This is a genomic window from Cyanothece sp. BG0011, assembly GCF_003013815.1.
Taxonomy (GTDB): Bacteria; Cyanobacteriota; Cyanobacteriia; order Cyanobacteriales; family Microcystaceae; genus Crocosphaera.
Genome location: NZ_PRLH01000140.1, coordinates 14,672 through 40,616 on the forward strand (window position 1 = coordinate 14,672; position 25,945 = coordinate 40,616).

Genomic DNA, 25,945 nt, shown 5'->3' on the forward strand with positions numbered 1-25,945 from the left:
TACCTTAGTATTAGAATTACCCTTTAACACATAAAACCTGTTTCAAAGTCGCTACAACTTCCACTAAATCCGATTGTTGATTAATGACTTTTTCAATAGGTTTATAAGCGCCGGGAATTTCATCTAATACCCCTCGATCTTTTCGACATTCTACCCCTTCAGTTTGGCTAATTAAATCATCAAGGGTAAACTGTTTTTTAGCTTGAGTTCGAGACATTAAACGCCCGGCCCCGTGCGAACAAGAACAATAACTATCATGGTTTCCTTTCCCTTTTACAATGTAAGATTTTGCTCCCATTGAACCAGGAATAATCCCATAATCTTCTTCTCTTGCTCTCACTGCACCTTTACGGGTTACATACACTTCTTGACCAAAATGTAGCTCTTTTTCAGCATAATTATGATGACAATTTACGGATAATAAAGCTTGATTGGGTTTCCCTCCTGCTAAATGTTTATCAATAATTTGTTTAAACCGTTGCATCATTACATCTCGGTTAAAACGGGCATAGTTTTGCGCCCATTGTAAGTCGTGCCAATAAGCAGCAAATTCGTCAGTACCGGCTACAAAATACGCTAGATCGGGATCGGGTAAAGAAAGACTCGCTAACTTTGCTAACTCTTTCGCTGTCCCAATATGACATTGTGCTAACTTATTACCAATATGACGAGAACCAGAATGTAACATTAACCAAATTTGGTCTTCTGTGTCTAAACAAACCTCAATAAAATGATTACCACCGCCTAATGATCCCATTTGTTTTAAGGCTTTTGCTTCTAACTTTTGCACTCCTTTATGTAGGTGTTTAAACTCACGCCAATTTTGCCAATTGGTAACGGTTTTATCCGCTTCTTTATTCTGTTCAAACCCCACTGGAATAGTGGCTTCAATTTCTGAGCGAATTTGCTTTAATTTTCCTTCTAATTGATCAGCTTTATACGGGGTTTTAATGGCAGCCATCCCGCAACCAATATCTACCCCCACAGCAGCCGGAATGACTGCGTCTTCGGTGGCAATAACCGACCCCACTAACGCCCCTTTTCCTAAGTGTACATCGGGCATTAAAGCAACGTGCTTATACACAAACGGTAAAGAAGCCACATTTTTGGCCATTTTGGTTTCAGCCGATCCTAACTCATGATCAGCCCAGGATAAGACGGGTTTTTCTGTACTAAGTTTTAACGGTTCGTAAGGCATAAATTTTTACTTTAAAAACAATACACTACAATTATACTACAAATAATTCAAAAATGCTAATTCTTTATCCCAAGTTCTAAACTTGGGGTAGTTCAATTAAGTGAGGTAAAATATAATGTGATCCTAGTTCATCAAGTTAAATCATCAAAAACAATGAATTTAGATAATGAACGCTTAACGAACTTAAGTATTGACGAATTAGAAGCCCTTGCTAATAGTAGCCTAGTGCCAAACACTCAAACTCAACTAAGTGAATTATTAGATAAAAACGCCAATAATAAATTATCTGCTGAAGAACAAATCACCTTAGATAAGCTACTCAATCAAATTGATCAACTTAATATCTTGAAAACCAGAGCAAAATACACTTTAAGCTGTCTGCAAAGAGTTCAATGAGCGATTACATTCCGGTTGACTTAAAACGACGAATTAGACAGCAATTCAATGAGATTTGTGCATACTGTCAAACGGCTGAATATTTAACCGTTACCACTTTTGAGATTGAACATATTGTTCCCCTTTCCGCAGGAGGCAAAACTTTATTAGATAATCTTTGTTTAGCTTGTCCCTCGTGTAATCGTCATAAAGCTTCCCGTCAAACTGCAATTAATCCCAAAACTGGAAAACAAGAAAACCTATTTAATCCTCAAACACAACAATGGAAAGATCATTTTCAATGGAATGAAAACGGGACAGAAATAATAGGAATCACACCAGAAGGTAAGGCAACCATTTCTGCTTTGAAAATGAATCGCCCTCAATTGATTAGAGTCCGAAGAATGTGGGTTACACTCGGTGAACATCCGCCTAAAATTTAGAAAAATCATCAAATTCTATTCATCACTTTGCAGAACAGTCTTAGACACGATCCGAGTTTTCTTCCGTTGCGCTTCGGTGAGTTCTTCCCCTGCTTGCAGTTGGGTGGCGTTGCTTTGTAGTACGGTAGCTGCACTGTTATCTCCTAATTGGAGGGCAGTTTTCGCTGCGGTTTGTAGTAGGGTGGCCGCCCCTTGGCGATCGCCTTGATTAAGTTTCGCTTCGGCTAACTGGGTTTGACGGTATTTAGCCAAAGTTAAGATAGATTTTTGGACATTACTATCGATTTTCGCATCATAAACCACTTGAGCTTCTACGGTTAAGGGAATTTTTTCAGATAATAAAGCGGTTTGAGACAGGGCCGGATCATCGTAACGCACTTGTACCGTGCCGATGGTGTGAGTTCCGGGGGATAATTGGTTTAAATAGAGATTTACTAGGATTACTCGGTCTTTATCGGTCATTAAGTCCCCTAGACGGACAATGTAGGTGTTTCCTTCCTGTTGAGCGTTCAATTCGACGGTTTCGGGTTCCACTTGGGCAACCGGTTTAAAGCTTGCTAGACTCACTTCTGGAACAAATTCTAAACAAAGATAAGCATTAGTTAACCCCACCGACTGAATGCGAGTAAACAGACGAGTAAACTCGGTTATGGCTTGCTCTGGTTGTTCAATATAACAGAGGGTTCCCCCCACTGCATCGGCGATGCTTTCTAAAACGTCTTGATTCCAATGATTACCAAAGCCAAGGGTATTGAGGGTAATATTATATTCTGCGGCTACTTGAGCTAATTTTAAACAGCGTTCATTGTCCCCATGTTCATTTTCCCCGTCGGTAAGTAAAAAGATTTGAGAGACGCGATCATCTTTCCCTAAAGCGACTTCTTTGATCCCCAGTTTCATTCCTTCATCGATGCAAGTTCCCCCTGCGGGTTCGAGACGTTGGATCTGTTGGTTAACGGTTTTGATGTCGTCTACAGCTTGGTTGGGGACAATCACCTTTGCTTTATGATCAAAAGCCACCACTGAGAGGCGATCGCCTGGCCCGAGACTTTCGACGAGGCGGATGGCTGCTTCTTTGACGGTTTTGATGGGTTTGCCTGTCATGGAGCCACTATGGTCTAAAATTAAGCCTAGGTTTAAGGGTAGGGTGCGATCGCTGCTTTCGCTAATAGCAGAAAGGGATATGGCCACTTGTCTTTGAGTGTTGCTTTGATTAGCATCAATGTGACTATCGTTTAAGGCACTTTTTAATTGAACTTTCATAATCAACCCTTCACTTCATTACTTATTTTTGAAAGATTTTACTTTATTATTAGTATACAGCCCTTACTGATTTATCAGGTTGTCTTTAAGTGATTGTTATTACAATTGCTTAAATAAATGGTGATAGAATATTGTTTAGTAGTAATAGTTTAACTTTAAAATACCTATGATTATTAGAGCGGTTTTAGAGTGGGATGATGAAGTAAAAGCTTTTTCGGCAACTTGTCCAGAATTAAATTATATTTCTTCTTGTGGTGATACGAAGGAGGAAGCTATAGCAAATTTAAAAGAAGCGATTCAATTACTTTTAGAACCGATTCCTGAGCATATAGTTAATCCCGATCAAAAGTTTGATACAGTTGAATTTGTTATTTAAAATAGCTGTAACTTATGCCAAAAACACCTCGTTTAACAGCTAGAGAAGTGATTAAACAACTTAAACAATCGGGTTTTATTGAGGTTTCACAAACAGGTTCTCATTTAAAGTTGTTTAATCCTGAAACGCAACGGACAGCCATTGTTCCTATTCATCAAGGTAAAATGATTCCCATCGGTACTTTAAAATCGATTGAAAAGCAATCAGGAATTACTTTTAAATAAGTTAATAAAATAGAGTAGGTGCATTACACTACGTTAATGCACCCTACAAGATTAGCGATCGCACTTATAATTCATCATGATTACCTCCATCAGATTCAGTATCATCAGGATCCATTCTTTCTAAACATCTTTCAGTATCCTGATAATTATCTCCTACAATATTAAAACTAATGTCAGGATGCCTTCTATGTATTTCTTGAACTGGTGTTCCAAAAGGAACAGTCCAAGTCGTAATAGTGAAAAGTGCAGGAAAAGACCATCTTGTAAAAGTTGGCGTTATTGAATTTATGGGACAATAATTAACGTCAATTCTTAGATAAACACCTAAGTTATTATCACGAATTCTATTGTAATTCACAGCCTGATTATACAGGTGTCTCTCCATACCTCTCCATTGTCCAATTCTTTGCCAAAGAGCCCATTGAGGTACAGCGTTTTCTGGAGTATGAGGAAATCCAAGCTGCAATGCGCCTATGTGTCCTATATCTATATCCGAATAACCTACAGTATTAAATCCTGAGCTTGGAGTAATAGAAAATGGCCTTGAACCAACGTTATCAACTGGATATATAAATCCCTCAACTCCTATAGGTCTAGGTCCATAATTTCGATAATTATCTTCTAATTGCTGTAAATATATTCTTATGATTCCATATCTTTCTGGACGCTCAACCTCCCTCCCATTATTAACCATGGTATTATACTCACAATATATCAGACGAGTCTGTATTTGCCTTGAACACCGCTGATTATTTGCTTGTTTTAACTGTGCTATTACCTTCTTCGGTTTTATCTTCCTTCTGTTAAAGTCGGCTAAAAGCTGAATGACAAGATCAGAATTAATTTTCAAAAAGTTTTTACTATAAGAATTATATTTAGATATGGGAAATATCATAAATACGGATATTAATAATAAATTAAAAATCATATTCATACATTTCTACTCGCACTTATTATATTTTGGACAACAATATAGCTTAAATCTATAGGGAGTAGATACTACAGCTTGTCCCCCATTGGCTGGAATATCATCCAGTCGTTTATCTGTATGATTAGCTATATCAACCTTTATAGTAACTTTATGGTCACAAAAGTTATTAATAATAGCTCCACCATCAGCAAAAATAGCCTCAACACATGAAGGTAATTTTTGTCTATCTCTTGAGGAACAGTTGTCTGCTAAAGCGGATGGTACATAAAACAGGAAGAAAAAGAAAAACAGTAACCCTATATTGAAAGTAATAATTTTATTAAATTGGCTGAATTTTTTAAAACAATTATGCTTGTTCTTCATAGTTTTTTTGTATTGATTGTATATTTATTCTTTTCAAAATAACACTTCTTGAATGGAAAGTCAAAAATCACCCACATTACCTAAAAAGAGGTGCGTCAAAAACGCACCCAAAGTCATGCAAATAAAACTTAAATTAACAATTAGGCTGCATCATCATCATGAGCAAATCTGTTATAAAGAAAATCTAAAGCATAGTTGCGAAGATCATAGTATTGGGGATCTTCCATAATGCGATCGCGGTCCCTGGGCCGAGGAAAAGGAATATTCATGATTTCCCCAATATTAGCAGCCGGTCCATTGGTCATCATAACGAGGCGATCCGCTAAAAATAACGCCTCATCAATATCATGGGTAATCATTAACACGGTACAACGATGATCATTCCAAATTTTCAGCAATTCTTCTTGTAATTCCTCTTTGGTGATCGCATCTAACGCGCCGAAAGGCTCATCTAAGATTAACACTTCAGGACGAATCGCCAGGGCCCGGGCGATGGAAACCCGTTGTTTCATCCCTCCTGATATTTGGGTGGGTTTCTTGTTTTCTGCTTCCGTTAAACCCACCATGGCCAGGTGATCCCGTACAATAGATCGTTTTTCGGCTTCTCGCTTGTTAGGATGGACAGCATCCACCGCTAAATAGACGTTTTCAAACACGGTTAACCAAGGTAATAAAGCATAATTTTGGAACACCACCATGCGATCGGGCCCGGGTTTTTTGACCGGTTTACCATTAACTAAAACTGATCCGTGGGTGGGTGTAGCAAACCCGGAAACCATGTTTAAAAGGGTAGATTTTCCACAGCCAGAATGACCAATAACACAGATAAATTCTCCCTCTTTAACGGTTAAATTAACATCTTGTAAAACCGGATAAGGGCCTTTGGGAGTGGGATAAACTTTACTGACGTTTTCAATAACAACCGAAAGATTATGATTCATAGTAGGTTGAGGTTTGAGGTTAAGGATTTTGGGATTTTTAGATTGAATGGCGCGCATAATTTTCTCCGTATTGTGTAGGGTGGGCATTGCCCACCAAAAACTGAAATAAAAGTGAGTTTCGACTGACTGCAATAACTAAAAATTTTCCTCCTGCCTACAAACAAGAAATCTTGTTTTTTATAAGACAGAAAAATGCAGATTAAGCAGCAACAGGAACAGAGGTTTTAATACCATCAAGATGAACTTCTGCCATAGTAAAATTCTGTTTAATGGCTAATTCATTGAGATAATTAACGGGATCTTCTGCATCGAAAGTGATACCATCAAACAACTGAATGGGTTCTCTGCGATACTTAATATCGATCATCCCTAACTCCCTGGCTGCGGTACTAAACACGCTTACCCGACATACTCGTTCTAAAATTTCAACCCAGTTGCGAGGGAAAGGAATATGACCCCATCGGGCCATCTGTGTCATTATCCATAAATGTTCGGTCCGACTGGGCCGGTTCATTCCGTCCCCAAAGAACATATGATGGGCGTATTCCACCGGTTTTTCTACATTGCAAGTATAGTTTTTCGGGTCCCCTAACTGGATATATTCGGGGTTGGTACTGAGGTATTGACGACTGGCTAATAATTGGCGGATCTCTTCATGGTTAGCCGGATCAGCGCAATATTGACACCCTTCTAAAATGGCTTTAACCAGGGCAATATGACTATTCGGGTGGGTATTGGCCCAGTTTTCTCTGACTCCTAACACTTTACCCGGATGGCCTTGCCAAATTTCTAAATCTGTGGCAACAGTAAACCCTACCCCTTCGGTGGCGGCCCGAATATTCCAGGGTTCCCCCACACAGTACCCGTCAATGGTTCCGGCTTTGAGATCCGCTACCATTTGGGCCGGGGGGATGGTTTCTAGTTGGACATCGCGATCGGGATCGATGCCTCCTGCTGCAAACCAATAACGTAGCAGGAGGTTGTGCATAGAAGAGGGGTGAACCATGCCGAAAATATGGCGTTTTTGGGTAGATTCGAGTAACATCCGTCTTAATTCGTTGACATTTGTTACCCCTTGTTCATAAAATGACTGGCCCAAGGTGATCCCATTACCGTTGCGCGTCATGGTTAAAGCGGTGACAACCGGTAAGGGTTGATCTTGGTGTCCCCCGGCTGTTAACCAGGTGGGCATTCCGGCGGGCATTTGCGCCCCGTCTAGGTAGCCCCCTGCGATCCCATCCACCACCCCTCGCCAACTGCTTTCACGGACCAAATTCACCTCATCTAGACCATGTTTGGCAAAGAATCCCCGTTCTTGAGCAACAACTAGGGGAGCGCAAGCGGTGAGGGGAACAAAGCCGATTTCTAGGTTGACTTTTTCGAGGCCATAACGGGCGATCGCATCTGTTTTTTTGGCGCGTAATTTTTTGATTCGTTTCTGTTGGTTGAGAAAGTAAATAATCTCGCTACGAAGACTATAGTAACTGGGATGGTTAACCACTTCCATCCGTTTTCGGGGTCGAGGAATATCCACATCTAAAATGCCACCAATGTTTGACCCTGGACCATTAGTTAACATGACGATTCTATCTGAGAGTAAAACGGCTTCATCTACATCATGAGTTACCATAACGGAAGTGATTTGATACTGTTCACAAATTCGCATTAATTGTTCTTGTAAATTGCCTCTCGTTAAAGCATCTAATGCCCCGAAAGGTTCATCTAGTAACAATAATTTGGGACGAATAGAAAGGGCGCGAGCAATGGCGACTCGCTGCTTCATTCCCCCTGATAATTGTTTGGGATATTTATCAATGGCATGACGTAAACCGACTAAATCAATGTGTTTTTCAATGATTTCTTTTCGTTCTTTTGCTGGATAACCAGCCATGACTTCATCAACGGCAAGGGCAATATTTTGATAGACGGTTAACCAAGGTAATAGAGAATAATTTTGGAAAATGACCATTTTATCTGGCCCGGGTTTTTTCACTTTCTGCCCTTCTAAGGTAACAATTCCTTCTGTGGGTAAATCTAAACCTGCGATCATATTTAATAGAGTTGATTTACCACAACCTGAGTGACCAATTAATGAGATAAATTCCCCTTTTTTAATTTCTAAATTGATACTTTTTAGGGCAATATATTCGCCACCGTTATTCAACGAAAATACCTTATTAATGTCATCAACTGCAACAAAAACACCCATAATTTTACCTCTTTTTTTAAAAAAATTGAATTCAATATTATTCCTGTTGGGTTTCGTTACCTCAACCCAACCTACTTGTTACTTATTCACCAGGAGCAATAACTTTTTGTAAGTAAGCAATTCCCCGATCAAGTAATAGTCCAACTGCCCCGATATACACCACTGCTAAGATGATTTCACTGATATAATTTTGTTGGTACGCATCCCAAATAAAGAAGCCAATTCCGACAATTCCAGACATCACAATCTCTGCTGCGATAATAGCTAACCAAGCTAACCCGATCGCAATTCTTAATCCTGTGAAAATGTAAGGCAATGCAGAAGGAAGCAAAATCTTGAAAAAGAATTTTTGATTAGATAATTGTAAGACTTGCTGCACATTTATATAGTCTTGGGGAATTTGTTTTACGCCTTCCGTGGTATTAATTAAAATTGGCCACACCGCAGTAATAAAGATAACGAAGATAGCAGCTGGTTGGTTTTGTTGTAAAGCAACTAAAGCAATAGGAACCCAGGCTAAAGGTGCAACCATTCTTAAGAATTGAAATAGGGGATCTAAGGCTTTATTAATTTAAGGGTTGTGTTCCTACTAAAATCCCCACACTAATTCCTACAATAGCAGCTAAAGAATACCCTTGGGCAACCCGTCCTAAACTAGCTAAAGTTTGCCAAAATAAACCCTTATCTAAACCACCCCGATCATAAAAAGGATACATTAATAAAGTACGGGTTCGTTCATCAGTCCATAAACTACTGGGAGGGGGTAATTTAATTAAACCCGTCATAGAAATAAATTGCCAAACTACTAAAAATCCTAGAATTCCGATAATAGGTGGTATAATTTCACTTTTATTTTTATTCCAAAATGTTAACAATGGGTTTTGACTTTTTGTTCGGTTGGAACCTATCCTAGTGGTAGCAGTCATTATTTTTTTTCTCCTGTTTATTAATAAGAATTTTTGACTGAATTAAACTCGTTTAATAGCCAAACTATTTAAGTAAGCTTGGGGATTTTCAGGATCAAACTTGACCCCATCAAAAAAGGTTTCAACTCCTCTTGAGGTACTGGCCGGAATGTCCGCCGTAAACCCTGCTTCTGTGGCTGCTTCTCTCCAAATATCTTCACGGTTGACCTTATCGATAATTTTTTGAGCCGTATCAAGATCGGATATTTGATCTTTATGAAAACCCCATCGTAAGGTTTCAGTTAAGAACCAAAGATCGTGACTCTTATAGGGATAAGAAACGTTACCTTTGCCATCTTTCCAATATAATGGACCCATATTGATATCCTTAACTTCTGCTTTACCATCCCCCATTTTATAATTACCTTTATAGGGAGAGTCTAGAATATCAACCGGTACATTAAAGTAGTTTCTTCCAGCTAATATCTTAACCGCAGTAGCTCGATTATTGTTCTCATCAATCCATTGTTGTGCTTCCATTAATCCCTTTAATAAAGCTTTCGTTGCTTTAGGATTTTTATCTACCCAGTCAGCACGAATAGCCAGGTATTCTTCGGGGTGAAATTGCCAAATTTGCGAGGTTAAACCGGCCATATAACCAATATCTTCGGCAATAATTCGATAAGGCCAAGGATCACCTGTACTAAATGCGTCCATTGTCCCGTTACGCATCCCCTGTACTGTCTCAGCAGGAGGAACGGCGAGTAAATCGATGTCTGCATCAGGATCAATGCCTCCGGCAGCAAACCAATAACGAATCCAGAAATCTTGGTTAACATTGGGGAAAGTATGGGCAGCTTTGAACTTTCTTCCGTTAGTAGAAGGAAAGCTTTTTATATAGTCCGCTGCTTGGGAGATGTCCAAAGAAACCCCTTTTCCTTCGTGCATGGGTGCAACGGCAATGCCGTTCCCTTGGGTGTTTAACTGTGCTAGAACATACATAGGCACTTTGCGCCCGTTGGTGATAATCCCCTCGGTAATTAAGTGAGGCATGGGCATTTGCCACTGTCCCCCATCAATACCCCCACCCTCAGAACCAATGGTGACGTTATCCCTAGCAGATGCCCAGTTAGCTTGCTTGGACAATTCTACGTCAGTCATGCCATATTTAGCGAAAAATCCTTGTTCTTTGGCAACAACCAAAGCTGCAGCCTCAACAATGGGAATATAACCGAGTTTTATGGCTGTGGTTTCTGGTTGCATCTCTGGACTAATATTTGCTGCTTGTTGAGTCGTTGATGCGTTCGTACCACCGGGTTCAGGAGGGTTTCCTGCACATCCTTTTAATAAGATGGCCCCAGCGGCTGATAACGCTGAAGTCTGCAAGAACTTACGACGGGTTACGGGAGAAAAATTGGACATGAAAACCTCCTGCTGCTTATAATTTAGGCAGAAAAGATAGGAATAAATAAAATTAAGAAAAAAAGCTCTTGGATAAAAAAGTGACAATACTTTGATAGTTTATGTCTATTGCTGTTGTGATTGGAGCTTTTGAGTTAACGAATCGAGTCGCTTAGTTAACTTGATCAATCAGTTTAGCACCTTTGTTTTTAAAAAACTTATGTTTGAGTCAGTCAATCATGAACAATTTTTAATTTAGATGATAAGTATAGATTATTGGTTATTTAAAACTATTATTTGATAGGTCTTCATCTATAAACTGTTGCAAGAGGTCGATTAAATCAATCAATGGTATGATCGCGATCTTAAAAACTAGCCTGAATCGGTCAGCGTCCCTTATGATCCAAGAGGACGATTATCTGATCAAATAAGGATACCGTCTTTTATGCTTAATGTAATGGTGTCTTTTTGCGAAAACTTTGTTACTCAATAACTTATGGACTTTTCTAGCAACATTGCCAGTCAACTCAACGCTGGAACAATTTTACCCGAAGGCATTGTCATCATCACTCTGATGGTGGTTCTCATCGGGGATCTCATTGGGGGACGTAATGCCAGAACTTGGCTACCCTACGGGGCGATCGCGGGTTTATTGGCTTCGATCGCGGCCCTTTACACGGCTTGGGATAGCCCTTCAACCATCGCCTTTCTGGGGGCATTTAATGGGGATAATTTAAGTATTGTCTTCCGAGGGATCATTGCCTTATCGACTGTAGTGACTATCTTAATGTCGATCCGCTACGTCGAACAAACCGGCACATCTTTGGCCGAATTCATCGCTATCATGTTAACGGCTACTTTGGGGGGAATGTTCCTCTCCGGGGCCAATGAGTTGGTGATGATTTTTGTCTCGTTGGAGATGTTAAGTATCTCGTCTTATTTAATGACAGGATACATGAAGCGCGATCCCCGTTCCAATGAAGCCGCCTTAAAATATCTGTTGATCGGGGCTTCAAGTTCGGCCATTTTCCTCTATGGTAGTTCGTTATTATACGGGTTATCCGGGGGAGAAACCACTTTAGATACCATTTCAACCAAAATTTTAGCCAGTGATAGTAGTTCTTCTTTGGGACTAGCGATCGCTTTAGTGTTCGTCATTGCTGGTATTGCCTTTAAAATTTCGGCGGTTCCTTTTCATCAATGGACACCGGATGTGTATGAGGGTTCCCCGACTCCTGTGGTAGCGTTTCTCTCCGTGGGCTCAAAAGCGGCCGGGTTTGCTTTGGCGATTCGCTTATTAGTGACGGCTTTTTCCTCTATTATCGATGAATGGCATCTAATCTTTACGGCTTTAGCTATCCTCAGTATGGTCTTGGGTAATGTGGTAGCTTTGGCCCAAACCAGCATGAAACGGATGTTAGCCTATTCTTCTATTGGCCAAGCCGGCTTTGTGATGATTGGTTTAACCGCCGGAACCGATGCCGGATACTCTAGTATGGTGTTCTACTTATTAGTGTATCTATTCATGAATTTGGGGGCCTTTAGTGGAGTGATTCTCTTCTCTCTACGGACTGGAACGGATCAAATTAGTGAATATGCAGGACTTTATCAAAAAGATCCCCTATTGACCTTAGGATTAAGTCTCTGTTTACTGTCTTTGGGCGGTATTCCCCCGTTAGCTGGATTTTTTGGTAAGATTTATCTGTTCTGGGCTGGTTGGCAGGCGGGACTCTACGGACTGGTGTTATTAGCGTTAGTGGCCAGTGTGGTGTCGATTTACTATTACATTCGTGTGGTGAAAATGATGGTGGTTAAAGAACCTCACGAAATGTCTGATTCTGTGAAAAATTACCCAGAGATTCGCTGGAATTTACAGGGAATGCGTCCTTTACAAGTGGGCTTGGTGTTAACAGTTATTGCCACATCCTTAGCAGGGATTTTATCGAATCCTCTGTTTAGTTTGGCTAATGATTCTGTTACGAGTACCCCGATTTTACAATCGACTATTGTTAATACTCGTATTTCTCAAGGGGAAACTTCTTCTTCTAACATTAACCCATAATTATCCGTTAGGTGGGCATTGTCCACCTAACATCATTTTTTACTTAAGCGTCTTTCAGGATAATGAAAGTTACCCCATTACCATCCAGGATTAAAACACACATTAAAAAACTAGATTATATTCGGGGTTTTGCGGCTGTTTATGTTTTAATTTATCATATATTTGCTTTGACGGATTTTATGCCAGAAATGGTGGAAAACCTCTTTTTTTCTTTTGGCCAAGAAGCCGTTATTTTATTTTTTCTTCTCAGTGGTTTTGTCATTTATCTATCGGTTTATCCCAAGACTGATCTCACCTTTCGTTACTATTTTATTCGACGATTTCGGCGTATTTATTTTCCTTTAATTGTCGCCTTATTGTTATCGGTATTTTTAGCTATTTTAAACCAGCAATTCTTGCGAATTTTTTCGACTAGGGAACTGCTAGGCAATTTATTAATGTTACAAGATTTTTCTGCTAAACCCGGTGTTTTAGTTCGGCCTTTTTTGAGTAATTATCCTCTTTGGAGTTTATCCTATGAATGGTGGTTTTATCTTTTATTTTTTCCCTTATATAAAAGTGTTCTTTTTAAATTAAATAACCGTATTTATTTTGTTTTTATTGTTTCTTTTATCTCTTACTTAATTTATATTATTTATCCTAATGCGATTGCGTTATATTTAGCCTATTTTATTATTTGGTGGTGTGGGGTTGAAGCAGCGGAAATTTATCTAAAAACGAAACGATTTACCCTCAGAACCATGAAACCCATTCTTATCTGCTTGTTTTTGATGTCAATGGTTAGTTTTATCCCCGTTATATCAACAGATACCATTAGATTGGGCTATTATCCTTTTCTTAATTTTAGACATTTTGCCAGTGCTTTTCTTTTTATATTATTTGCTTTAATTTGGTATATAAATAAGTTACGCTACTTTGACAATATCTTTAGTATTTTCTATGGTATTGCCCCCATTTCTTATGGGGTTTATATTTTTCATTATCCCATTTTAAGCCAATTACATTTAGATAAATATATTTCAAATCTTTATATAGGTTGGGATTATGCGTTAAAATTAGTGCTAGTTTTTGCCCTAGCTTACTTAGTAGAAATAAAATTACAACCCAGGGTTAATGGTTGGCTAAAATAATTAGTTAAAAAATGTAAAACTATGGTAAAATATTAAAAAATCAAGTAATGACTAAAATAAGATGGAAATCTATCCTAGTTTAGTAACTGTTATCGCCTTAGCCGTCTATTTTGCTATTACTGCAAATGTGGGTCGCAATAGGATTAAATATAAGGTACTCCCTCCTGCAACCACAGGAGATCCTAACTTTGAAAGGGCTTTAAGGGTTCAACAAAACACCTTAGAACAAATGGTATTTTTTCTACCTTTATTATGGTTGTTTTGTTTCTATATTGACCCTGTTTGGGGATCAGCTATTGGAGGAGTTTGGATAGTTGGCCGTATTTTGTACGCTATCGGATACTATCAAGAAGCTAACAGAAGAATGATTGGTTTTGCTATTAGTTCTCTCAGTAGTTTAGCTTTATTAGTTGGTTCTGTAGTGGGTATGGTTTTAGTCTTAATTAAATAATTGGTAATAAAATTATAGAAAACAAGCATCTTTAATAGTACAAAGGTGTTTGTTTTTTTCTACAGTGTAATTTAAGTTTGTTGAGAATTCAAAAATAATGCAGCCTTTATTTATTGTATTAGAAGGAATTGATAAAGCAGGAAAAACCACTCAAGCTGAAGGATTGAAACAGTATTTAATTAATCAAGGAGATTCAGCAATTATTAGTTCTGAACCCACAGAAGGAGTGATCGGACAGTTGATTAGAAACGCGATGCAAAATGAAATATTTTTGATGAAAAATAAAGCAAAATTTGATCAACAAATGGCCTATTTATTCGCGGCCGATAGACATTATCATTTATACAATGAAGTGGATGGAGTCTATAAATTAATTCAACAAGATGATTGTCATGTGATTGCCACTCGTTACTATTTTTCTTCTTTGGCTTATAATTCTAATAATCAAGAAGAATTTAACTTTGTCTATGGATTAAATCAACGCTTTCCTAACCCTGATTTAGTTGTTTATCTAGACATTCCTTTAGAAATTGCCTTATCTCGTTTAGAAAATGCGGTTTATAAAGAGGTATATGAAACCAAAGATAAATTACAGCAAGTTAAAGATAATTATGATAAAATTTTTCAATCCTATGACGGTCAAATCTTAACCATAGATGGTAACAATAGCATTGAACAAATTCAGCAAGAAATTATCACTTATCTTGAAAAACAGTTTAGTTGACGTTATATTAAAAATAATATGAATATAAACTAATTTTTTTTATGAATTTAAACTCTAATCTTTCCTATTTACCAGAAAATAGTCGTAAAGGATTACAAATTGCTGATAGTCGTTGGCAAGCTTTGCGAAATAATAATCTAACCCCTCCTACAGTGATTAGTGAAAGGAATGAAAGGTTAAATGACTTTGATGCAGATATTATTATTTCTGGAGGAACCCTAGGCATTTTAATCGCTGCCAGCTTACAAAAGCAAGGAAATCAAGTTATTTTAATTGAAAAAGGAAAATTAAAAGGGAGAGAACAAGAATGGAATATTTCTCGTGACGAATTAGAGACTTTTGTGGAACTTGGGTTATTATCAACCCAAGAATTAGAACAAGCGATCGCAACAGAATATAATCCAGGAAGAGTCAGTTTTCATAAAGGATATGAACTCTGGGTTGAAGACGTTTTAAATATTGGGGTTGATCCTGTTTTTTTATTAGAAATCCTTAAGAAAAAATTCTTAGAAGCGGGAGGTAAGTTATTAGAAAATACTCCCTTTACTTCAGCAACAATTTATGATAATGGAGTCTTAGTTAAGGCCGATGATACTGTTTTAAAATCTCGTTTACTGATAGATGGAATGGGTCACTTTTCTCCTATTGTTCAACAAGCAAGAAAAGGTGAAAAACCAGACGGTATTTGCTTAGTTGTAGGCAGTTGTGCAGAGGGTTATCCTAATAACGAGACAGGAGATTTAATTGCCTCTTTCACACCCATTTTAAATCAATGTCAATACTTTTGGGAAGCCTTTCCAGCCAGGGATGGAAGGACAACTTATTTATTTACTTATGTTGATGCTCATCCTGACCGTTTTAGTTTAGAATTTTTCATGGAAGAATACCTAAGATTACTTCCCGAATATCAAAATATAGAATTAGATAAGTTAGACTTTAAACGGTTTTTATTTGGCTTTTTTCCTGCCTATGAAAATAGTCCTTTAAAAATGCCCTGGAATCGGATTTTACCCATTGGAGATAGTGCTGGCGGTCAATCTCCTGTTAGTTTTGGTGGATTCGGATCGATGGTTCGTCATTTAAAACGGCTGACTTTGGCCATAGATGAAGCTTTAAAAGTTGATAGTTTAGATCAAAAATCTTTATCGTTATTGCAACCCTATCAACCGAATATTTCCGTCACTTGGTTATTCCAAAAAACCATGAGTGTTGAGGTTGATCAAACCGTTTCTCCTAATCAAATTAATGAATTAATGAGTGGGGTTTTTCAAGTCATGGATCGATTGGGGGACGATGTGTTAAAACCCTTTTTACAAGATGTGATCCAGTTTCCGGCTTTAATGAAAACCTTACCGTTAGTTAACCCTAAATTAGTCTTACCTATCTTACCCCAAGTGGGGGTACAACCGTTACTCAATTGGATGGTACACTATTTTAATTTAGCTGTCTATAGTGGGTTATATCCCGTGGGAAAATGGGTTAAACCTTTGATAGATAACTTATCCCCTCAAAAACAATTTTATTATCATCGTTGGTTAGATACTTGGAAATATGGGTCAGGAGGGGATTATAATAAGGAATAAGCATGAAATAAAGGGGGAAAGTAATGAAAATTCTGGATCATAAACAGGTGAAGTATTGTAATTTAATTCGTCGTCAAGAAGATACGATAGAATACTTACCCGGTTTAGTGTTTAAAAATAAAATGTTTGTTAAGGATAAAAGCTTTCCCAGAGAACAACAAAAAGAGGCACAAGACTATGGTAAGATGCAGTTTTTAGATAATAAAGGACAGATGGAATATTTATTATTAGAAGATGTCACCGGGGTGATCATTTGGAGAGAAAGTAATGAAGTGGAAATCTGGACAAATAATTCTCAAAAAAATCGATCAGCCACCAGTGATTTAGATAAAATTATTGATAAAATAAGAAGCGAAAAGGGAGTTACGATTAAAAATCGTCGTTACCGTCTTAAGTCCTATCCTAAGTGTTTTATTGGTAGCGAGTTAGTTGATTGGTTAACGAAAAACTTATCCATTTCCTCAGAAGAAGCAATCAAGATAGGACAACAATTAATTGACAAAAAAATCATTCATCATGTTCACAATGAAAAGGAATTTAAAAACGATTATCTATTCTATCGATTTTATATAGATGACTAACTCTTTTTTGGGTTAATCGATGTGTTAATGTGATAAAATTGCTAAAAATATTCATCTGATATGCAGTCTTTTTTACAAGAAACCAATAAACCAGATAGACAAATTAATCTCGCTAAAGCCGCTTTAATTTATGCCAAATATGAATACCCTAAACTCAATATTGAAGATTATTTAACCACTTTAGATATCATTGCTGAGAGAGTAAAAGATAGTTTACCAGGAAATTTATATCCCCTGAAAGTGATTAACACCATCAATCATTATTTATTTCAAGAGTTAGGGTTTAGGGGAAACCAAACAAATTATTATGATCCCAACAATAGTTATTTAAATCAGGTTATTGATCAAAAAACAGGTATTCCTATCACCTTATCTGTGATCTATTTAGAGATAGCCAAACGCCTTGATTTTCCTATGGTTGGCATTGGAATGCCGGGACATTTTCTGATTCGTCCTGAATTTGAAAATGTCGGAATTTTTGTGGATGTTTTTAACCAAGGAGAGATTTTATTTAGAGAAGATTGTGAGATCAAATTACAAGAAATTTATCAACAACCGGTGGCGTTAGCAGATCATTTTTTAACCCCCGTTAGTAATCAACAAATATTAGGAAGAATGTTGACCAATTTAAAATATATTTATCTCAATGGTCAAGATTATCCGAAAATGTTGAGAATTATAGAATTACTACTGCAATTATTTCCTAATCATCCCATAGAATTACGCGATCGCGGTTTACTCTATTATCAATTGCGACAATGGGAAAAAGCAACGGCGGATCTACAATTATATTTATCTATTTTACCCACCGCAGAAGATGCCCCAACCATTCGCCAACTTTTGCAACAAATGCGCTAAACTAAAACACATTATCCTATCTTTCCATTATAAAAGCTGTGTTTATAAGTGTTGTCATTCCTACTTACAATCGTAAACCGATTTTAGAAAAATGCCTTAAGGCTTTAGAAAAACAACAATTCAATGATACTATAATTAGTGATTACGAAGTGGTTTTAGTCGATGATGGATCGACGGATGGAACCCTAGAATGGTTAGAGAAAAATAAAGAAACTTTTCCTCATGTTCATCGTTTTTCTCAAGATCATTTGGGTCCAGCCGCAGCCAGAAATTTAGGCGTAACTAAGGCAAACGGTGATATAATTATCTTTATTGATAGCGATTTAGTGGTAACAGAAACCTTTTTAGAATGCCATGCTAACGCTTTAATTAAAGGAGAGAAAACATTAGATAGCGATCGCTTATTTACCTATGGGGCCGTTATTAATACTTGTAACTTTGATGATCCCACCTCTGAACCCTATAAAATAACGGATTTTTCCGCTGCTTATTTTGCTACGGGAAATGTAGCGATCGCTAAAAAATGGTTAGAAAAAGCCGGGTTATTTGACACCAGATTTCAACTGTATGGATGGGAAGATTTAGAACTGGGGGTCAGATTAAAACAGTTAGGTTTAAAATTAATTAAATGCCCTGAGGCAGTGGGTTATCATTGGCATCCTCCCTTTAATTTAGCGCAAATTCCTAACTTAATCGACAAAGAAATTCAACGGGGAAGAATGGGGGTTTTATTCTATGAAAAACATCCCACTTTTGAAGTTCGTTTAATGATCCAAATGACCTTACTCCATCGTATTTTATGGGGAATTTTATCCTTAGGGGGGACTTTAAATGAGCGTACCCTTGCCCCCATTTTACAATGGTTAATTAATAAAGGAAAGCCCCAACTCGCCTTAGAAATTGCACGAATTTTTCTTAACTGGTATAACGTGCAAGGGGTTTATGCTGCATACCGAGAAACTACTAATCATTAATCCTAACTCGGGTAGGGGTTAACGGCCGTTAACCGAAGAGAATGAAGAATGAAGAATGAAGAATTATTAGGGAAATCGGATACAAGACCCCGAATTTATTCGTGGATAGAAAAATTTTTTTCTTAACTCATGGGCCTTGATTTATCAATGGGGTATAATTCTACATTCTAAATTTTTAATTCTAAATTCCTTTGACCCCTACTTTTTTCCTTAATTTTTCAAATAGTAATTTTGGGGAATAATTTGTATTTTTTCCCAAGCGGTAATGGCATGATAAAGGGTTTCTGCTAGGACAGTGTTAGACTTTTCAGTTAAATGAACGGTATCACTAAACATGGGAGTGGGAAAATTAGAATTACTTTGATAGAAGTTCAAAACTTTAACATTTTTTGGATAAGCTTGACCAAGTTGTTGAGTTGCCTTAACAAACTCCTTATAAGCGTTAGGAAATTTTTCGAGGTATTCTTTTCCTAAGCGATCGCGGATAGCTTTTTCATCCGAAGAAAGCTTTTCTAGGGGACGAGACGTAATTTCTGGTTGAACCGCCAAAACCACGGGAATGCCTAATCTAGCCGACATTTGGATTAATCGTTGATGGTTCTCTCGATAACGATCAACCCGACGATTTAACTCCTCTTGATTATCAGGTAAATAATGCTTTAAAGCCTTGCCATCGGTATTAATAGGTAAGCTAGTCTCCACCGCCGGACGGCTATTATTGCTAGGATTGGTCAAAGAATTATAAGTTCTGACTAACCCCGTATTTTTAATCCATTCATCCGCCGAAAAATTCAAAGAATTCTTAAAATGCGCCTTAGCATCAGCTAAAAATTCATCAATCTGAGGCACATCTGTTTGTGACTGACTACTGGGTAACATCATGTCTTCGTAGCCATCTAAAACCACAATTAAATCCGGTTGATAGGGGAGAATTTTTAGGGCCAATTGAGACAACTGATTACCGGAGGTATAACCCGGAACAGCCGCATTAATCACCCGATAATTGCCTTCCCGAATTTTAGGAGGTAACTTCATCAATTTTTGTCGTGACGGAACAAAAAAGGGAAAAACATCAGGACGATAGGTGGAGGGGGAACTTTTCTGCTGATTGACCCGTTGTTTAAGACGGGCTTCTAATTGATGACTAATGGTACTGTCATTATTAGGGTTTAACTGTCCAAAGGCCGTTGAACCCCCTAAGACAAAGATGCGAATCTCATTTTTAGGTTTAGCGACTGGAACCGGATCATTATCCCGTAACCCCTGTTCATTGATATAGAAAAATTCGCTTTTTTGGCCGTCAACCAATTCATATCCCGTGGTTGAACTCCGTTCCATCACCAAGTTACCTTGATTTTTCAGTCCCTCGATGGGTTTATCGGTGGCGGTACGAAACTGTAACTTATAGGCTTCTATCAGGGGAGATGTCCCTTTGCTGGTGTCTCCTTTTCCGGTGATCCCTAAATAAGTCTGGGCGAGAAATTCTGAGAGAATAATCAACACAGGTAAAGCGATGATAATCCCCAGTAACGATATCTTAGGCCGAGTTTTTCCCTTATTGTAGTAAGAACTATTGTAATAAGAACCGTAAGAACGGGTTTTTTTCGGTAATTTCAACATTAAATGGTTCCTCTGTAAAAATAGGTTTACAAAATTATTGGTCAAACCTTAGCATTGAATTGGGTCAAGAATCCACCGGAGATGTTCAAGGGCGGTTTCCCCTGTAAATTTACTAATTTCTTAGTTTAACCATCATTTGTAAAATTTATGGCGTATAAATTACTATTTGTCTGTCTGGGTAACATTTGCCGGTCTCCCTCGGCAGAAAATATTATGAACTATTTAATCCAAGAAAGAGGGCTAGAAGGCAAAATTATCTGTGATTCTGCTGGAACTTCTAGTTATCACATTGGGGCATCCCCTGATCGACGAATGCAAGCGGCCGCAGCCCGTCGGGGTATAAAATTAGTGGGACAAGCCAGACAGTTTGATGTGTCTGATTTTGAAACGTTTGACATGATTTTAGCCATGGATCGTTCCAATTATCGGGACATTTTACAACTTGACCCCGATAACCTTTACAAAGATAAAGTCAGGTTAATGTGTGATTTTGCCAGTCAACATCGCGATCGCGAAGTCCCTGATCCCTACTACGGAGGGGAAGCGGGGTTTGATCATGTTATTAATTTATTATTAGATGCTTGTGACGGCTTATTAGAGGAAATTTTAAAGTAATGGATGAACAACGAATTGCGGTGGGGAGTAAAGTCTCTTTAGTCAGTAAACCTCCCTATCTCAAAACTGCTGATCCCATGCCCATGTTACGGCCCCCTGACATTTTAGACATTGGAGACGAAGGCATTGTTATGAACCGTCGTCCTGGGGGTTATTGGGGGGTAAAATTCGAGAAAGGAACCTTTTTGATGGAAAGTCAATACCTTGCTGTTGCCACTATCCAAGAATCTCATACGGATGTTTAGGTAAAGGGAATGGGGAATGGGGACGGCGTATGATGGGGGCTTTAGACCCCCCACACCCCCCACACCCCCCACACCCCCCACACCCCCCTTTAAAAGGGGGGCAGGGGGGGTAGGGGGCAGGGGGGGTAGGGGCGTTAACGATTAATACAATCATCTAAATCATTCAAAACATAAGGGACTTCAGATTTAAACCATTGATTCCAAATTTCTGCCTCTGCTTGACTGGCAATAAATTCGTTAATAATCGTTTTCCATTGAGGATCATCATGGGGTAGAATTAGCCCGTAATATTCACAAGTTAATGGTTGAGGAGGAATCAGTTGATAGTTTTCTTGGGATAAAGATTGACGTTTTATTTCCCCAAGCAGTAAAATTCCCTCACTGGCTAAGACATCAATTTGTTCCTTTTCTAATGCTTCAATTCCACTCATTCTGCCATAAGAAGCGTTAAATCTTTCTCGGTTTGCTTGAGGATATTTTTCAGTAATAAATTGTTCTGTTGTCGTATTTTCTAAGACTCCGATATTAACATTCATCAAAGATTGAAACGGATTAATTTTACCTAAGTTATTGACTTTTATTAAAAACTGTGTTCCTGTTAAAAAGAAAAAGTTAGAAAAACTAACCTCAGATAGCTCCTCTCGAATGGTATTCGGTCCACATTCTAAATAAGCTTGTTTTTCTTTGACTAATTCAAACCGGTTATCTAAATTAGAAGCCAGTTGAACCACTTCAATTGCAGTGTTCATATCATAATTTTCTTGTAAATATTCCCCTAATTCATCAATAAAATCGGTACAATATCCTGCCCATTCTCCCTCATTATTAATATAGCCAAAGGGAGGCGCATCTCCCCTCAACGCTACTTTAAGAACCCCAGTATTGGCGATTTCTTCCATAATTGATCCTGACGCGGTAACATTGGTTTGTTGTTGGATAGGGGACGGAATAATGGCCACAGGAGGAGTGTCTTGATAAGCTTGTTCGAGTTGTTCAGGGGTCAGAGATTGGATCGTCTGTAGGGTTAATTTTTCTTCGCTAATTTGCTGGTTATAGGATGCACTAAGATAGGGTAAATAGTTATTATCTTGGTTAAGATAAGCTTCAAAAAATGCCACCGTTACCCCTTTGAGGTAAGCGTTTCCTAAGTCTGCATTATCACCAATTAAAAATTTAGGAAGTCCTTCCACGCCTTCGGTATCGCTTTCTAAGGTACTGGAAAAATGAGTCCCCGGAACCATCACAGAAAGGTGTTTTTTGGGGGTATTTAGCCAGATAAAAGGATGAACTTGTTCGATCATCATAGGGGTCACTAAGTCTTGACTCCCTCCGACAATGAGGGTGGGAATATCAATTTTTTTAATTTCTTCAGGACCAAACAGAGAACTTCCCAAAGGATGGGCCAAAGCGATCGCTTTAATTCTCTCATCTCCTAAGTTATAGGTTTGCTGGGGTAAGTAACTGCCACGACATTGCAGAAATAGAGACGAATTCAATAGGGGATTTTTTTGTTCGCAGTCTTGGGCGAGTCGTTGATGATTAATATTAGCCCCTGCCAGGGAATAAGCGGTCGATCCCCCTAAAGAATGACCTAAAACACCCACTTTGTTTAAATCTATCCCCATAACCCAGGATGTATTCGTTTTAGCCAGTTTTTCTAGTTCATCTAAGAGGTTTTTAATATCTAGGGGCCGACTGACAAATTCCATGGGACTGAGGACAACTCGTACTTCTCCCTGTAAAAAGTCCTCGCGATAGGTTAAATCACTACCAATATGACGAGGAACGGCCACAGCAAAGCCATAGGATGCTAAATGCTCCGCAATGCTATAGTTTCCTTGATAAGAGCCAAATCCATGACTAATAATGACTAAAGGAGATGGGGTTTCTTTTCCTTGAGGAAGATAAAAGTCGACTTCTAAAGGATAATGGGTAGTCAGTCCTTGATTAGTTTGACGAAGATTAGCAATTTCAAAGGTTATTATCTTTTTTTGCGCTTTAAACTGCCCAACTTTCCGTAAATCGGTTAATTGATCTAAATTGCCGAATTTTTCTGTTGTTGCTTCGTTGTTAGATTGTTGAGCGATCGCGTTAATACTGGTTTGGGTATAGTCAGATAAAGCAGTGAAAGCTTGGAGCAATTCTAGCATTCCATCGGTTTCGAGTCTTACGTCTCGGCGAGGAAAACGACGTAAAACGTTGATGATGCCAACCCCTTCAGGGTCAGCCGCAGAAAGGACTAAAGATGACCGTAAAGCGTAAAATCCGTTGGTATTTCCTTCCATTTGCACTAAGTCTCCTACCCGTTTAAGGAGAGTTTGGCCGATCCCAACTTTAGTAAAATTAGAAACAAGCACAGGACTAACAGGAAAGCGTTTCTGTAGCAGTCCTCGAAACTGATTTAAGGTAGCTTCATCAAGATAATTAGTATATTTTGCTAAATCTGAGGAAATTTCTCCCGTTTTTTCAAACTTTTCCAAGGAATCGAGAGAAACGGTAAACTCTCCTAACACCGAAAGGTTAAAAACGACTCTTTCTGCACTAAGAATCGGTTTTCCTTGTCCGAGTAATATTAAAAAAGTGAGAGAATAAAATAGGGATTTACATACTTTTTTAAGATTCATTGATATGCGATCGTATCAAGTTAATTGTTAATTCTTTATTTTCTACGATCTACTAAGCTAAATCAAGTTAGCTTAATTATTTATTCCTTATTCCCTTCAATTAACCAATTCTACCCGTAATATAATCTTTGGTTTTCTGTTGTTCTGGAGCAGAAAAAATAGCATCGGTTTGGCCAAATTCGATCATTTCTCCTAAGTACATAAAAGCAATATAATCAGACACTCTAGCTGCTTGGTGCATACTATGGGTGACAATAATCATGGTTACTTTTTCTTGTAAGTGACTGATTAATTCTTCTATACTATTAGTAGCAATGGGATCAAGAGCAGATGTAGGTTCATCTAATAAGATAACTTCCGGTTCTGTTACTAACGCTCTAGCAATACATAAGCGTTGTTGTTGGCCTCCAGATAAGTCATAAGCTGATTTATGTAAACGATCTTTGACTTCGTTCCATAAGGCAGCATTTTGTAGGGCTTTTTCTACTTTTTCATCTAAAATACTTCTATTTGTTTCTCCCCTAACTCTCAAACCATAGACCACATTTTCATAGATTGACTTAGGAAAAGGATTCGGTTTTTGAAAGACCATACTGACTCGCATTCTCACTTCAATGGGGTCAACTTTAGGGCTTAAAATGTTTAAGGAATCAAGGCGTATTTCCCCTTCATAACGGTTATTTGGATAGAGATCGTGTAAACGATTAAAACATCGTAATAACGTCGTTTTACCGCAACCAGATGGACCAATTAAAGCCGTTACTTTTTGCTGAGGAATCCTAAAACTAACATTTTTAATAGCGTGAAAATCTCCATAGTAAAAATTAAAGTTTTTAACTTCTACTTTCGGGTTGATAGTTTCTAAATGATGAGAATTATTAGAAAAATTGTCTACCATTTGATACCTTGACGTAAACGATAACGTAAATAAATTGCAAGTCCATTAATGCCTAAAGTCATCATTAATAACACCGTTCCTGCTGCTGCTGCATTCACTTGAAAATCTTGTTCAGGACGAGATACCCAGGTAAACATTTGAATAGGTAGAACGGTAAAAGGAGCATTTAACCAGGCAAAGAATTTCTGAAAATTGAAGAAAGGAAAGGTCATTTCCAGAGGTAAAAAAGGAAACTCACTGTTAAAGGGTGATTCGGGTAAAAAGGCAATAAAAGTTAATGCGCCAATGGTAATTAAAGGGGCAGTTTGACCAATAGCACGGGCTAAACCGATAATAATTCCCGTTAAAATACTGCCAGAAGAATAGGGTAAAATATGATCCCAGATGGTTTGCCATTTCGTTGCACCAACGGCATAGGAAGCTTCCCTTAAACTAATAGGAATGGCTCGAATTGCTTCACGAGTGGTAACAATAACCACAGGTAAAATTAACAATGCTAAGGTTAATCCTGCGGTTAAAACACTTTGTCCTAACTGAAATTGATAGACAAACAATCCTAATGCTAATAAACCATAAACAATGGAGGGAACACCAGCTAAATTAGTGACATTAATTTCAATAATCGCTGATAGCCAATTCTTGCGAGCATATTCTTCTAAATAAATACCCGAAGCGATGCCAAGGGGAATGGCAACACAGGCGGTTACAAACATAACTAGACTGGTGCCAACCCAAGCCGAAAGAATTCCCGCTTGCTCTGCTTTACGACTCGGAAAAGAGATAAAAAATTGTGGGGTTAAACGGGGTAAACCTGCGATAAATATTTGTAAAACTAATCCCACTAAAATGAAAATAGCTACAAAAATAATCAATAATCCTAAAATAGCAAAGCAACTATCTATCAGCTTACGTTTAGAAATATCATTAACTAAATGTTTCTCTGACATAGAC

25 protein-coding genes and 1 pseudogene are annotated in these 25,945 nt (G+C 38.1%); 14 read left to right on the forward strand and 12 right to left on the reverse strand.

Going from position 1 to position 25,945, the window contains the following annotated elements:
* Positions 1-16 precede the first annotated feature (16 nt).
* Positions 17-1,198, reverse strand: coding sequence for an RtcB family protein (locus tag C4E06_RS17635; protein ID WP_107669244.1), 1,182 nt, complete (start codon positions 1,196-1,198; stop codon positions 17-19).
* A 153-nt stretch (positions 1,199-1,351) separates the two neighbouring features.
* On the opposite strand from C4E06_RS17635, the gene C4E06_RS17640 reads away from it, so the two are divergent.
* Positions 1,352-1,594, forward strand: a complete 243-nt coding sequence (locus tag C4E06_RS17640; protein ID WP_107669245.1) for a hypothetical protein — start codon at positions 1,352-1,354, stop codon at positions 1,592-1,594.
* Positions 1,591-2,016 (forward strand): HNH endonuclease, encoded by a 426-nt coding sequence (locus C4E06_RS17645; protein ID WP_107669246.1) that lies wholly within the window; start codon positions 1,591-1,593, stop codon positions 2,014-2,016. Before C4E06_RS17640 ends, C4E06_RS17645 begins: the two co-directional genes overlap by 4 nt.
* Before the next feature lie 15 nt (positions 2,017-2,031).
* On the opposite strand, the gene C4E06_RS17650 is transcribed toward C4E06_RS17645, so the two are convergent.
* Complete coding sequence (locus C4E06_RS17650; RefSeq protein WP_107669247.1) at positions 2,032-3,279, reverse strand: VWA domain-containing protein; 1,248 nt, start codon at positions 3,277-3,279, stop codon at positions 2,032-2,034.
* Positions 3,280-3,445: 166 nt separating this feature from the next.
* Between C4E06_RS17650 and C4E06_RS17655 the strand changes: the two genes are divergently transcribed.
* Both C4E06_RS17655 and C4E06_RS17660 read left to right on the forward strand, forming a co-directional pair.
* Entirely contained in the window at positions 3,446-3,655 is a 210-nt protein-coding gene (locus C4E06_RS17655) for a type II toxin-antitoxin system HicB family antitoxin (RefSeq protein ID WP_107669248.1), read from the forward strand.
* A 14-nt stretch (positions 3,656-3,669) separates the two neighbouring features.
* Entirely contained in the window at positions 3,670-3,879 is a 210-nt protein-coding gene (locus C4E06_RS17660; RefSeq protein WP_107669249.1) for a type II toxin-antitoxin system HicA family toxin, read from the forward strand.
* Positions 3,880-3,943: 64 nt separating this feature from the next.
* Here C4E06_RS17660 and C4E06_RS17665 read toward each other — a convergent pair whose 3' ends face one another.
* From C4E06_RS17665 to C4E06_RS17690, 6 genes and pseudogenes are all read right to left on the reverse strand, one after another.
* Positions 3,944-4,813, reverse strand: a complete 870-nt coding sequence (locus C4E06_RS17665; RefSeq protein WP_107669250.1) for a hypothetical protein — start codon at positions 4,811-4,813, stop codon at positions 3,944-3,946.
* Positions 4,814-4,819: 6 nt separating this feature from the next.
* Positions 4,820-5,173, reverse strand: a complete 354-nt coding sequence (locus C4E06_RS17670) for a hypothetical protein (RefSeq protein ID WP_107669251.1) — start codon at positions 5,171-5,173, stop codon at positions 4,820-4,822.
* Between the two features lie 140 nt (positions 5,174-5,313).
* Positions 5,314-6,114, reverse strand: a complete 801-nt coding sequence (locus C4E06_RS17675; RefSeq protein WP_232826287.1) for a nitrate ABC transporter ATP-binding protein — start codon at positions 6,112-6,114, stop codon at positions 5,314-5,316.
* Between the two features lie 199 nt (positions 6,115-6,313).
* Positions 6,314-8,323 (reverse strand): nitrate ABC transporter ATP-binding protein, encoded by a 2,010-nt coding sequence (locus C4E06_RS17680; protein WP_107669253.1) that lies wholly within the window; start codon positions 8,321-8,323, stop codon positions 6,314-6,316.
* Positions 8,324-8,405: 82 nt separating this feature from the next.
* A pseudogene (gene ntrB, locus C4E06_RS17685) lies at positions 8,406-9,249 on the reverse strand (nitrate ABC transporter permease).
* A 42-nt stretch (positions 9,250-9,291) separates the two neighbouring features.
* Positions 9,292-10,650 (reverse strand): CmpA/NrtA family ABC transporter substrate-binding protein, encoded by a 1,359-nt coding sequence (locus tag C4E06_RS17690; protein ID WP_107669254.1) that lies wholly within the window; start codon positions 10,648-10,650, stop codon positions 9,292-9,294.
* Between the two features lie 475 nt (positions 10,651-11,125).
* On the opposite strand from C4E06_RS17690, the gene C4E06_RS17695 reads away from it, so the two are divergent.
* The 8 genes from C4E06_RS17695 (at position 11,126) to C4E06_RS17730 (ending at position 18,992) form a co-directional block, all read left to right on the forward strand.
* Positions 11,126-12,691, forward strand: a complete 1,566-nt coding sequence (locus C4E06_RS17695; protein ID WP_107669255.1) for an NAD(P)H-quinone oxidoreductase subunit N — start codon at positions 11,126-11,128, stop codon at positions 12,689-12,691.
* Between the two features lie 62 nt (positions 12,692-12,753).
* Positions 12,754-13,821 carry an acyltransferase gene (locus C4E06_RS17700; RefSeq protein WP_107669256.1) on the forward strand — a complete coding sequence of 356 codons (1,068 nt, stop codon included), beginning with the start codon at positions 12,754-12,756 and terminating at the stop codon, positions 13,819-13,821.
* A gap of 61 nt (positions 13,822-13,882) precedes the next feature.
* Positions 13,883-14,272: an MAPEG family protein gene (locus tag C4E06_RS17705; RefSeq protein ID WP_107669257.1), complete on the forward strand. Its 390-nt coding sequence runs from the start codon at positions 13,883-13,885 to the stop codon at positions 14,270-14,272.
* Positions 14,273-14,369: 97 nt separating this feature from the next.
* Positions 14,370-14,996 (forward strand): dTMP kinase, encoded by a 627-nt coding sequence (gene tmk, locus C4E06_RS17710; protein ID WP_107669258.1) that lies wholly within the window; start codon positions 14,370-14,372, stop codon positions 14,994-14,996.
* A gap of 41 nt (positions 14,997-15,037) precedes the next feature.
* Entirely contained in the window at positions 15,038-16,579 is a 1,542-nt protein-coding gene (locus C4E06_RS17715) for an NAD(P)/FAD-dependent oxidoreductase (RefSeq protein ID WP_107669259.1), read from the forward strand.
* A 23-nt stretch (positions 16,580-16,602) separates the two neighbouring features.
* Positions 16,603-17,160 carry a DEP domain-containing protein gene (locus C4E06_RS17720; protein WP_107669260.1) on the forward strand — a complete coding sequence of 186 codons (558 nt, stop codon included), beginning with the start codon at positions 16,603-16,605 and terminating at the stop codon, positions 17,158-17,160.
* Between the two features lie 60 nt (positions 17,161-17,220).
* Complete coding sequence (locus C4E06_RS17725; RefSeq protein WP_107669261.1) at positions 17,221-18,018, forward strand: SirB1 family protein; 798 nt, start codon at positions 17,221-17,223, stop codon at positions 18,016-18,018.
* A gap of 38 nt (positions 18,019-18,056) precedes the next feature.
* Positions 18,057-18,992, forward strand: coding sequence for a glycosyltransferase family 2 protein (locus tag C4E06_RS17730; protein ID WP_107669262.1), 936 nt, complete (start codon positions 18,057-18,059; stop codon positions 18,990-18,992).
* Positions 18,993-19,202: 210 nt separating this feature from the next.
* Here C4E06_RS17730 and C4E06_RS17735 read toward each other — a convergent pair whose 3' ends face one another.
* Complete coding sequence (locus tag C4E06_RS17735; protein WP_107669263.1) at positions 19,203-20,612, reverse strand: SGNH/GDSL hydrolase family protein; 1,410 nt, start codon at positions 20,610-20,612, stop codon at positions 19,203-19,205.
* Positions 20,613-20,759: 147 nt separating this feature from the next.
* On the opposite strand from C4E06_RS17735, the gene C4E06_RS17740 reads away from it, so the two are divergent.
* Both C4E06_RS17740 and sipA read left to right on the forward strand, forming a co-directional pair.
* Positions 20,760-21,227 (forward strand): low molecular weight protein-tyrosine-phosphatase, encoded by a 468-nt coding sequence (locus tag C4E06_RS17740; protein ID WP_107669264.1) that lies wholly within the window; start codon positions 20,760-20,762, stop codon positions 21,225-21,227.
* Positions 21,227-21,472, forward strand: a complete 246-nt coding sequence (gene sipA, locus C4E06_RS17745) for a regulatory protein SipA (protein ID WP_107669265.1) — start codon at positions 21,227-21,229, stop codon at positions 21,470-21,472. The genes C4E06_RS17740 and sipA overlap by 1 nt, the downstream gene beginning before the upstream one ends.
* A 134-nt stretch (positions 21,473-21,606) precedes the next feature.
* Here sipA and C4E06_RS17750 read toward each other — a convergent pair whose 3' ends face one another.
* The 3 genes from C4E06_RS17750 to pstA form a co-directional block, all read right to left on the reverse strand.
* Positions 21,607-24,096, reverse strand: coding sequence for an alpha/beta hydrolase (locus C4E06_RS17750; RefSeq protein WP_107669266.1), 2,490 nt, complete (start codon positions 24,094-24,096; stop codon positions 21,607-21,609).
* Between the two features lie 100 nt (positions 24,097-24,196).
* Entirely contained in the window at positions 24,197-24,994 is a 798-nt protein-coding gene (pstB, locus tag C4E06_RS17755; RefSeq protein WP_107669267.1) for a phosphate ABC transporter ATP-binding protein PstB, read from the reverse strand.
* On the reverse strand, positions 24,988-25,941 hold the full coding sequence (gene pstA, locus C4E06_RS17760; protein ID WP_107669268.1) for a phosphate ABC transporter permease PstA: 954 nt from the start codon (positions 25,939-25,941) through the stop codon (positions 24,988-24,990). Before pstA ends, pstB begins: the two co-directional genes overlap by 7 nt.
* Positions 25,942-25,945 lie beyond the last annotated feature (4 nt).

What these genes read in the sequence shown, in the direction of transcription:
- sipA (WP_107669265.1), top strand. Translation starts at nt 21,227, where the DNA reads ATGGATGAACAACGAATTGCGGTGGGGAGTAAAGTCTCTTTAGTCAGT.
- C4E06_RS17750 (WP_107669266.1), bottom strand. Translation starts at nt 24,096, where the DNA reads ATGAATCTTAAAAAAGTATGTAAATCCCTATTTTATTCTCTCACTTTT.
- C4E06_RS17690 (WP_107669254.1), bottom strand. Translation starts at nt 10,650, where the DNA reads ATGTCCAATTTTTCTCCCGTAACCCGTCGTAAGTTCTTGCAGACTTCA.
- C4E06_RS17695 (WP_107669255.1), top strand. Translation starts at nt 11,126, where the DNA reads ATGGACTTTTCTAGCAACATTGCCAGTCAACTCAACGCTGGAACAATT.
- C4E06_RS17670 (WP_107669251.1), bottom strand. Translation starts at nt 5,173, where the DNA reads ATGAAGAACAAGCATAATTGTTTTAAAAAATTCAGCCAATTTAATAAA.
- pstB (WP_107669267.1), bottom strand. Translation starts at nt 24,994, where the DNA reads ATGGTAGACAATTTTTCTAATAATTCTCATCATTTAGAAACTATCAAC.
- C4E06_RS17715 (WP_107669259.1), top strand. Translation starts at nt 15,038, where the DNA reads ATGAATTTAAACTCTAATCTTTCCTATTTACCAGAAAATAGTCGTAAA.
- C4E06_RS17635 (WP_107669244.1), bottom strand. Translation starts at nt 1,198, where the DNA reads ATGCCTTACGAACCGTTAAAACTTAGTACAGAAAAACCCGTCTTATCC.
- C4E06_RS17680 (WP_107669253.1), bottom strand. Translation starts at nt 8,323, where the DNA reads ATGGGTGTTTTTGTTGCAGTTGATGACATTAATAAGGTATTTTCGTTG.
- C4E06_RS17720 (WP_107669260.1), top strand. Translation starts at nt 16,603, where the DNA reads ATGAAAATTCTGGATCATAAACAGGTGAAGTATTGTAATTTAATTCGT.
- C4E06_RS17650 (WP_107669247.1), bottom strand. Translation starts at nt 3,279, where the DNA reads ATGAAAGTTCAATTAAAAAGTGCCTTAAACGATAGTCACATTGATGCT.
- tmk (WP_107669258.1), top strand. Translation starts at nt 14,370, where the DNA reads ATGCAGCCTTTATTTATTGTATTAGAAGGAATTGATAAAGCAGGAAAA.
- C4E06_RS17705 (WP_107669257.1), top strand. Translation starts at nt 13,883, where the DNA reads ATGGAAATCTATCCTAGTTTAGTAACTGTTATCGCCTTAGCCGTCTAT.
- C4E06_RS17660 (WP_107669249.1), top strand. Translation starts at nt 3,670, where the DNA reads ATGCCAAAAACACCTCGTTTAACAGCTAGAGAAGTGATTAAACAACTT.
- C4E06_RS17700 (WP_107669256.1), top strand. Translation starts at nt 12,754, where the DNA reads ATGAAAGTTACCCCATTACCATCCAGGATTAAAACACACATTAAAAAA.
- C4E06_RS17675 (WP_232826287.1), bottom strand. Translation starts at nt 6,114, where the DNA reads ATGAATCATAATCTTTCGGTTGTTATTGAAAACGTCAGTAAAGTTTAT.
- C4E06_RS17725 (WP_107669261.1), top strand. Translation starts at nt 17,221, where the DNA reads ATGCAGTCTTTTTTACAAGAAACCAATAAACCAGATAGACAAATTAAT.
- C4E06_RS17645 (WP_107669246.1), top strand. Translation starts at nt 1,591, where the DNA reads ATGAGCGATTACATTCCGGTTGACTTAAAACGACGAATTAGACAGCAA.
- C4E06_RS17740 (WP_107669264.1), top strand. Translation starts at nt 20,760, where the DNA reads ATGGCGTATAAATTACTATTTGTCTGTCTGGGTAACATTTGCCGGTCT.
- C4E06_RS17735 (WP_107669263.1), bottom strand. Translation starts at nt 20,612, where the DNA reads ATGTTGAAATTACCGAAAAAAACCCGTTCTTACGGTTCTTATTACAAT.
- C4E06_RS17665 (WP_107669250.1), bottom strand. Translation starts at nt 4,813, where the DNA reads ATGAATATGATTTTTAATTTATTATTAATATCCGTATTTATGATATTT.
- C4E06_RS17655 (WP_107669248.1), top strand. Translation starts at nt 3,446, where the DNA reads ATGATTATTAGAGCGGTTTTAGAGTGGGATGATGAAGTAAAAGCTTTT.
- C4E06_RS17640 (WP_107669245.1), top strand. Translation starts at nt 1,352, where the DNA reads ATGAATTTAGATAATGAACGCTTAACGAACTTAAGTATTGACGAATTA.
- pstA (WP_107669268.1), bottom strand. Translation starts at nt 25,941, where the DNA reads ATGTCAGAGAAACATTTAGTTAATGATATTTCTAAACGTAAGCTGATA.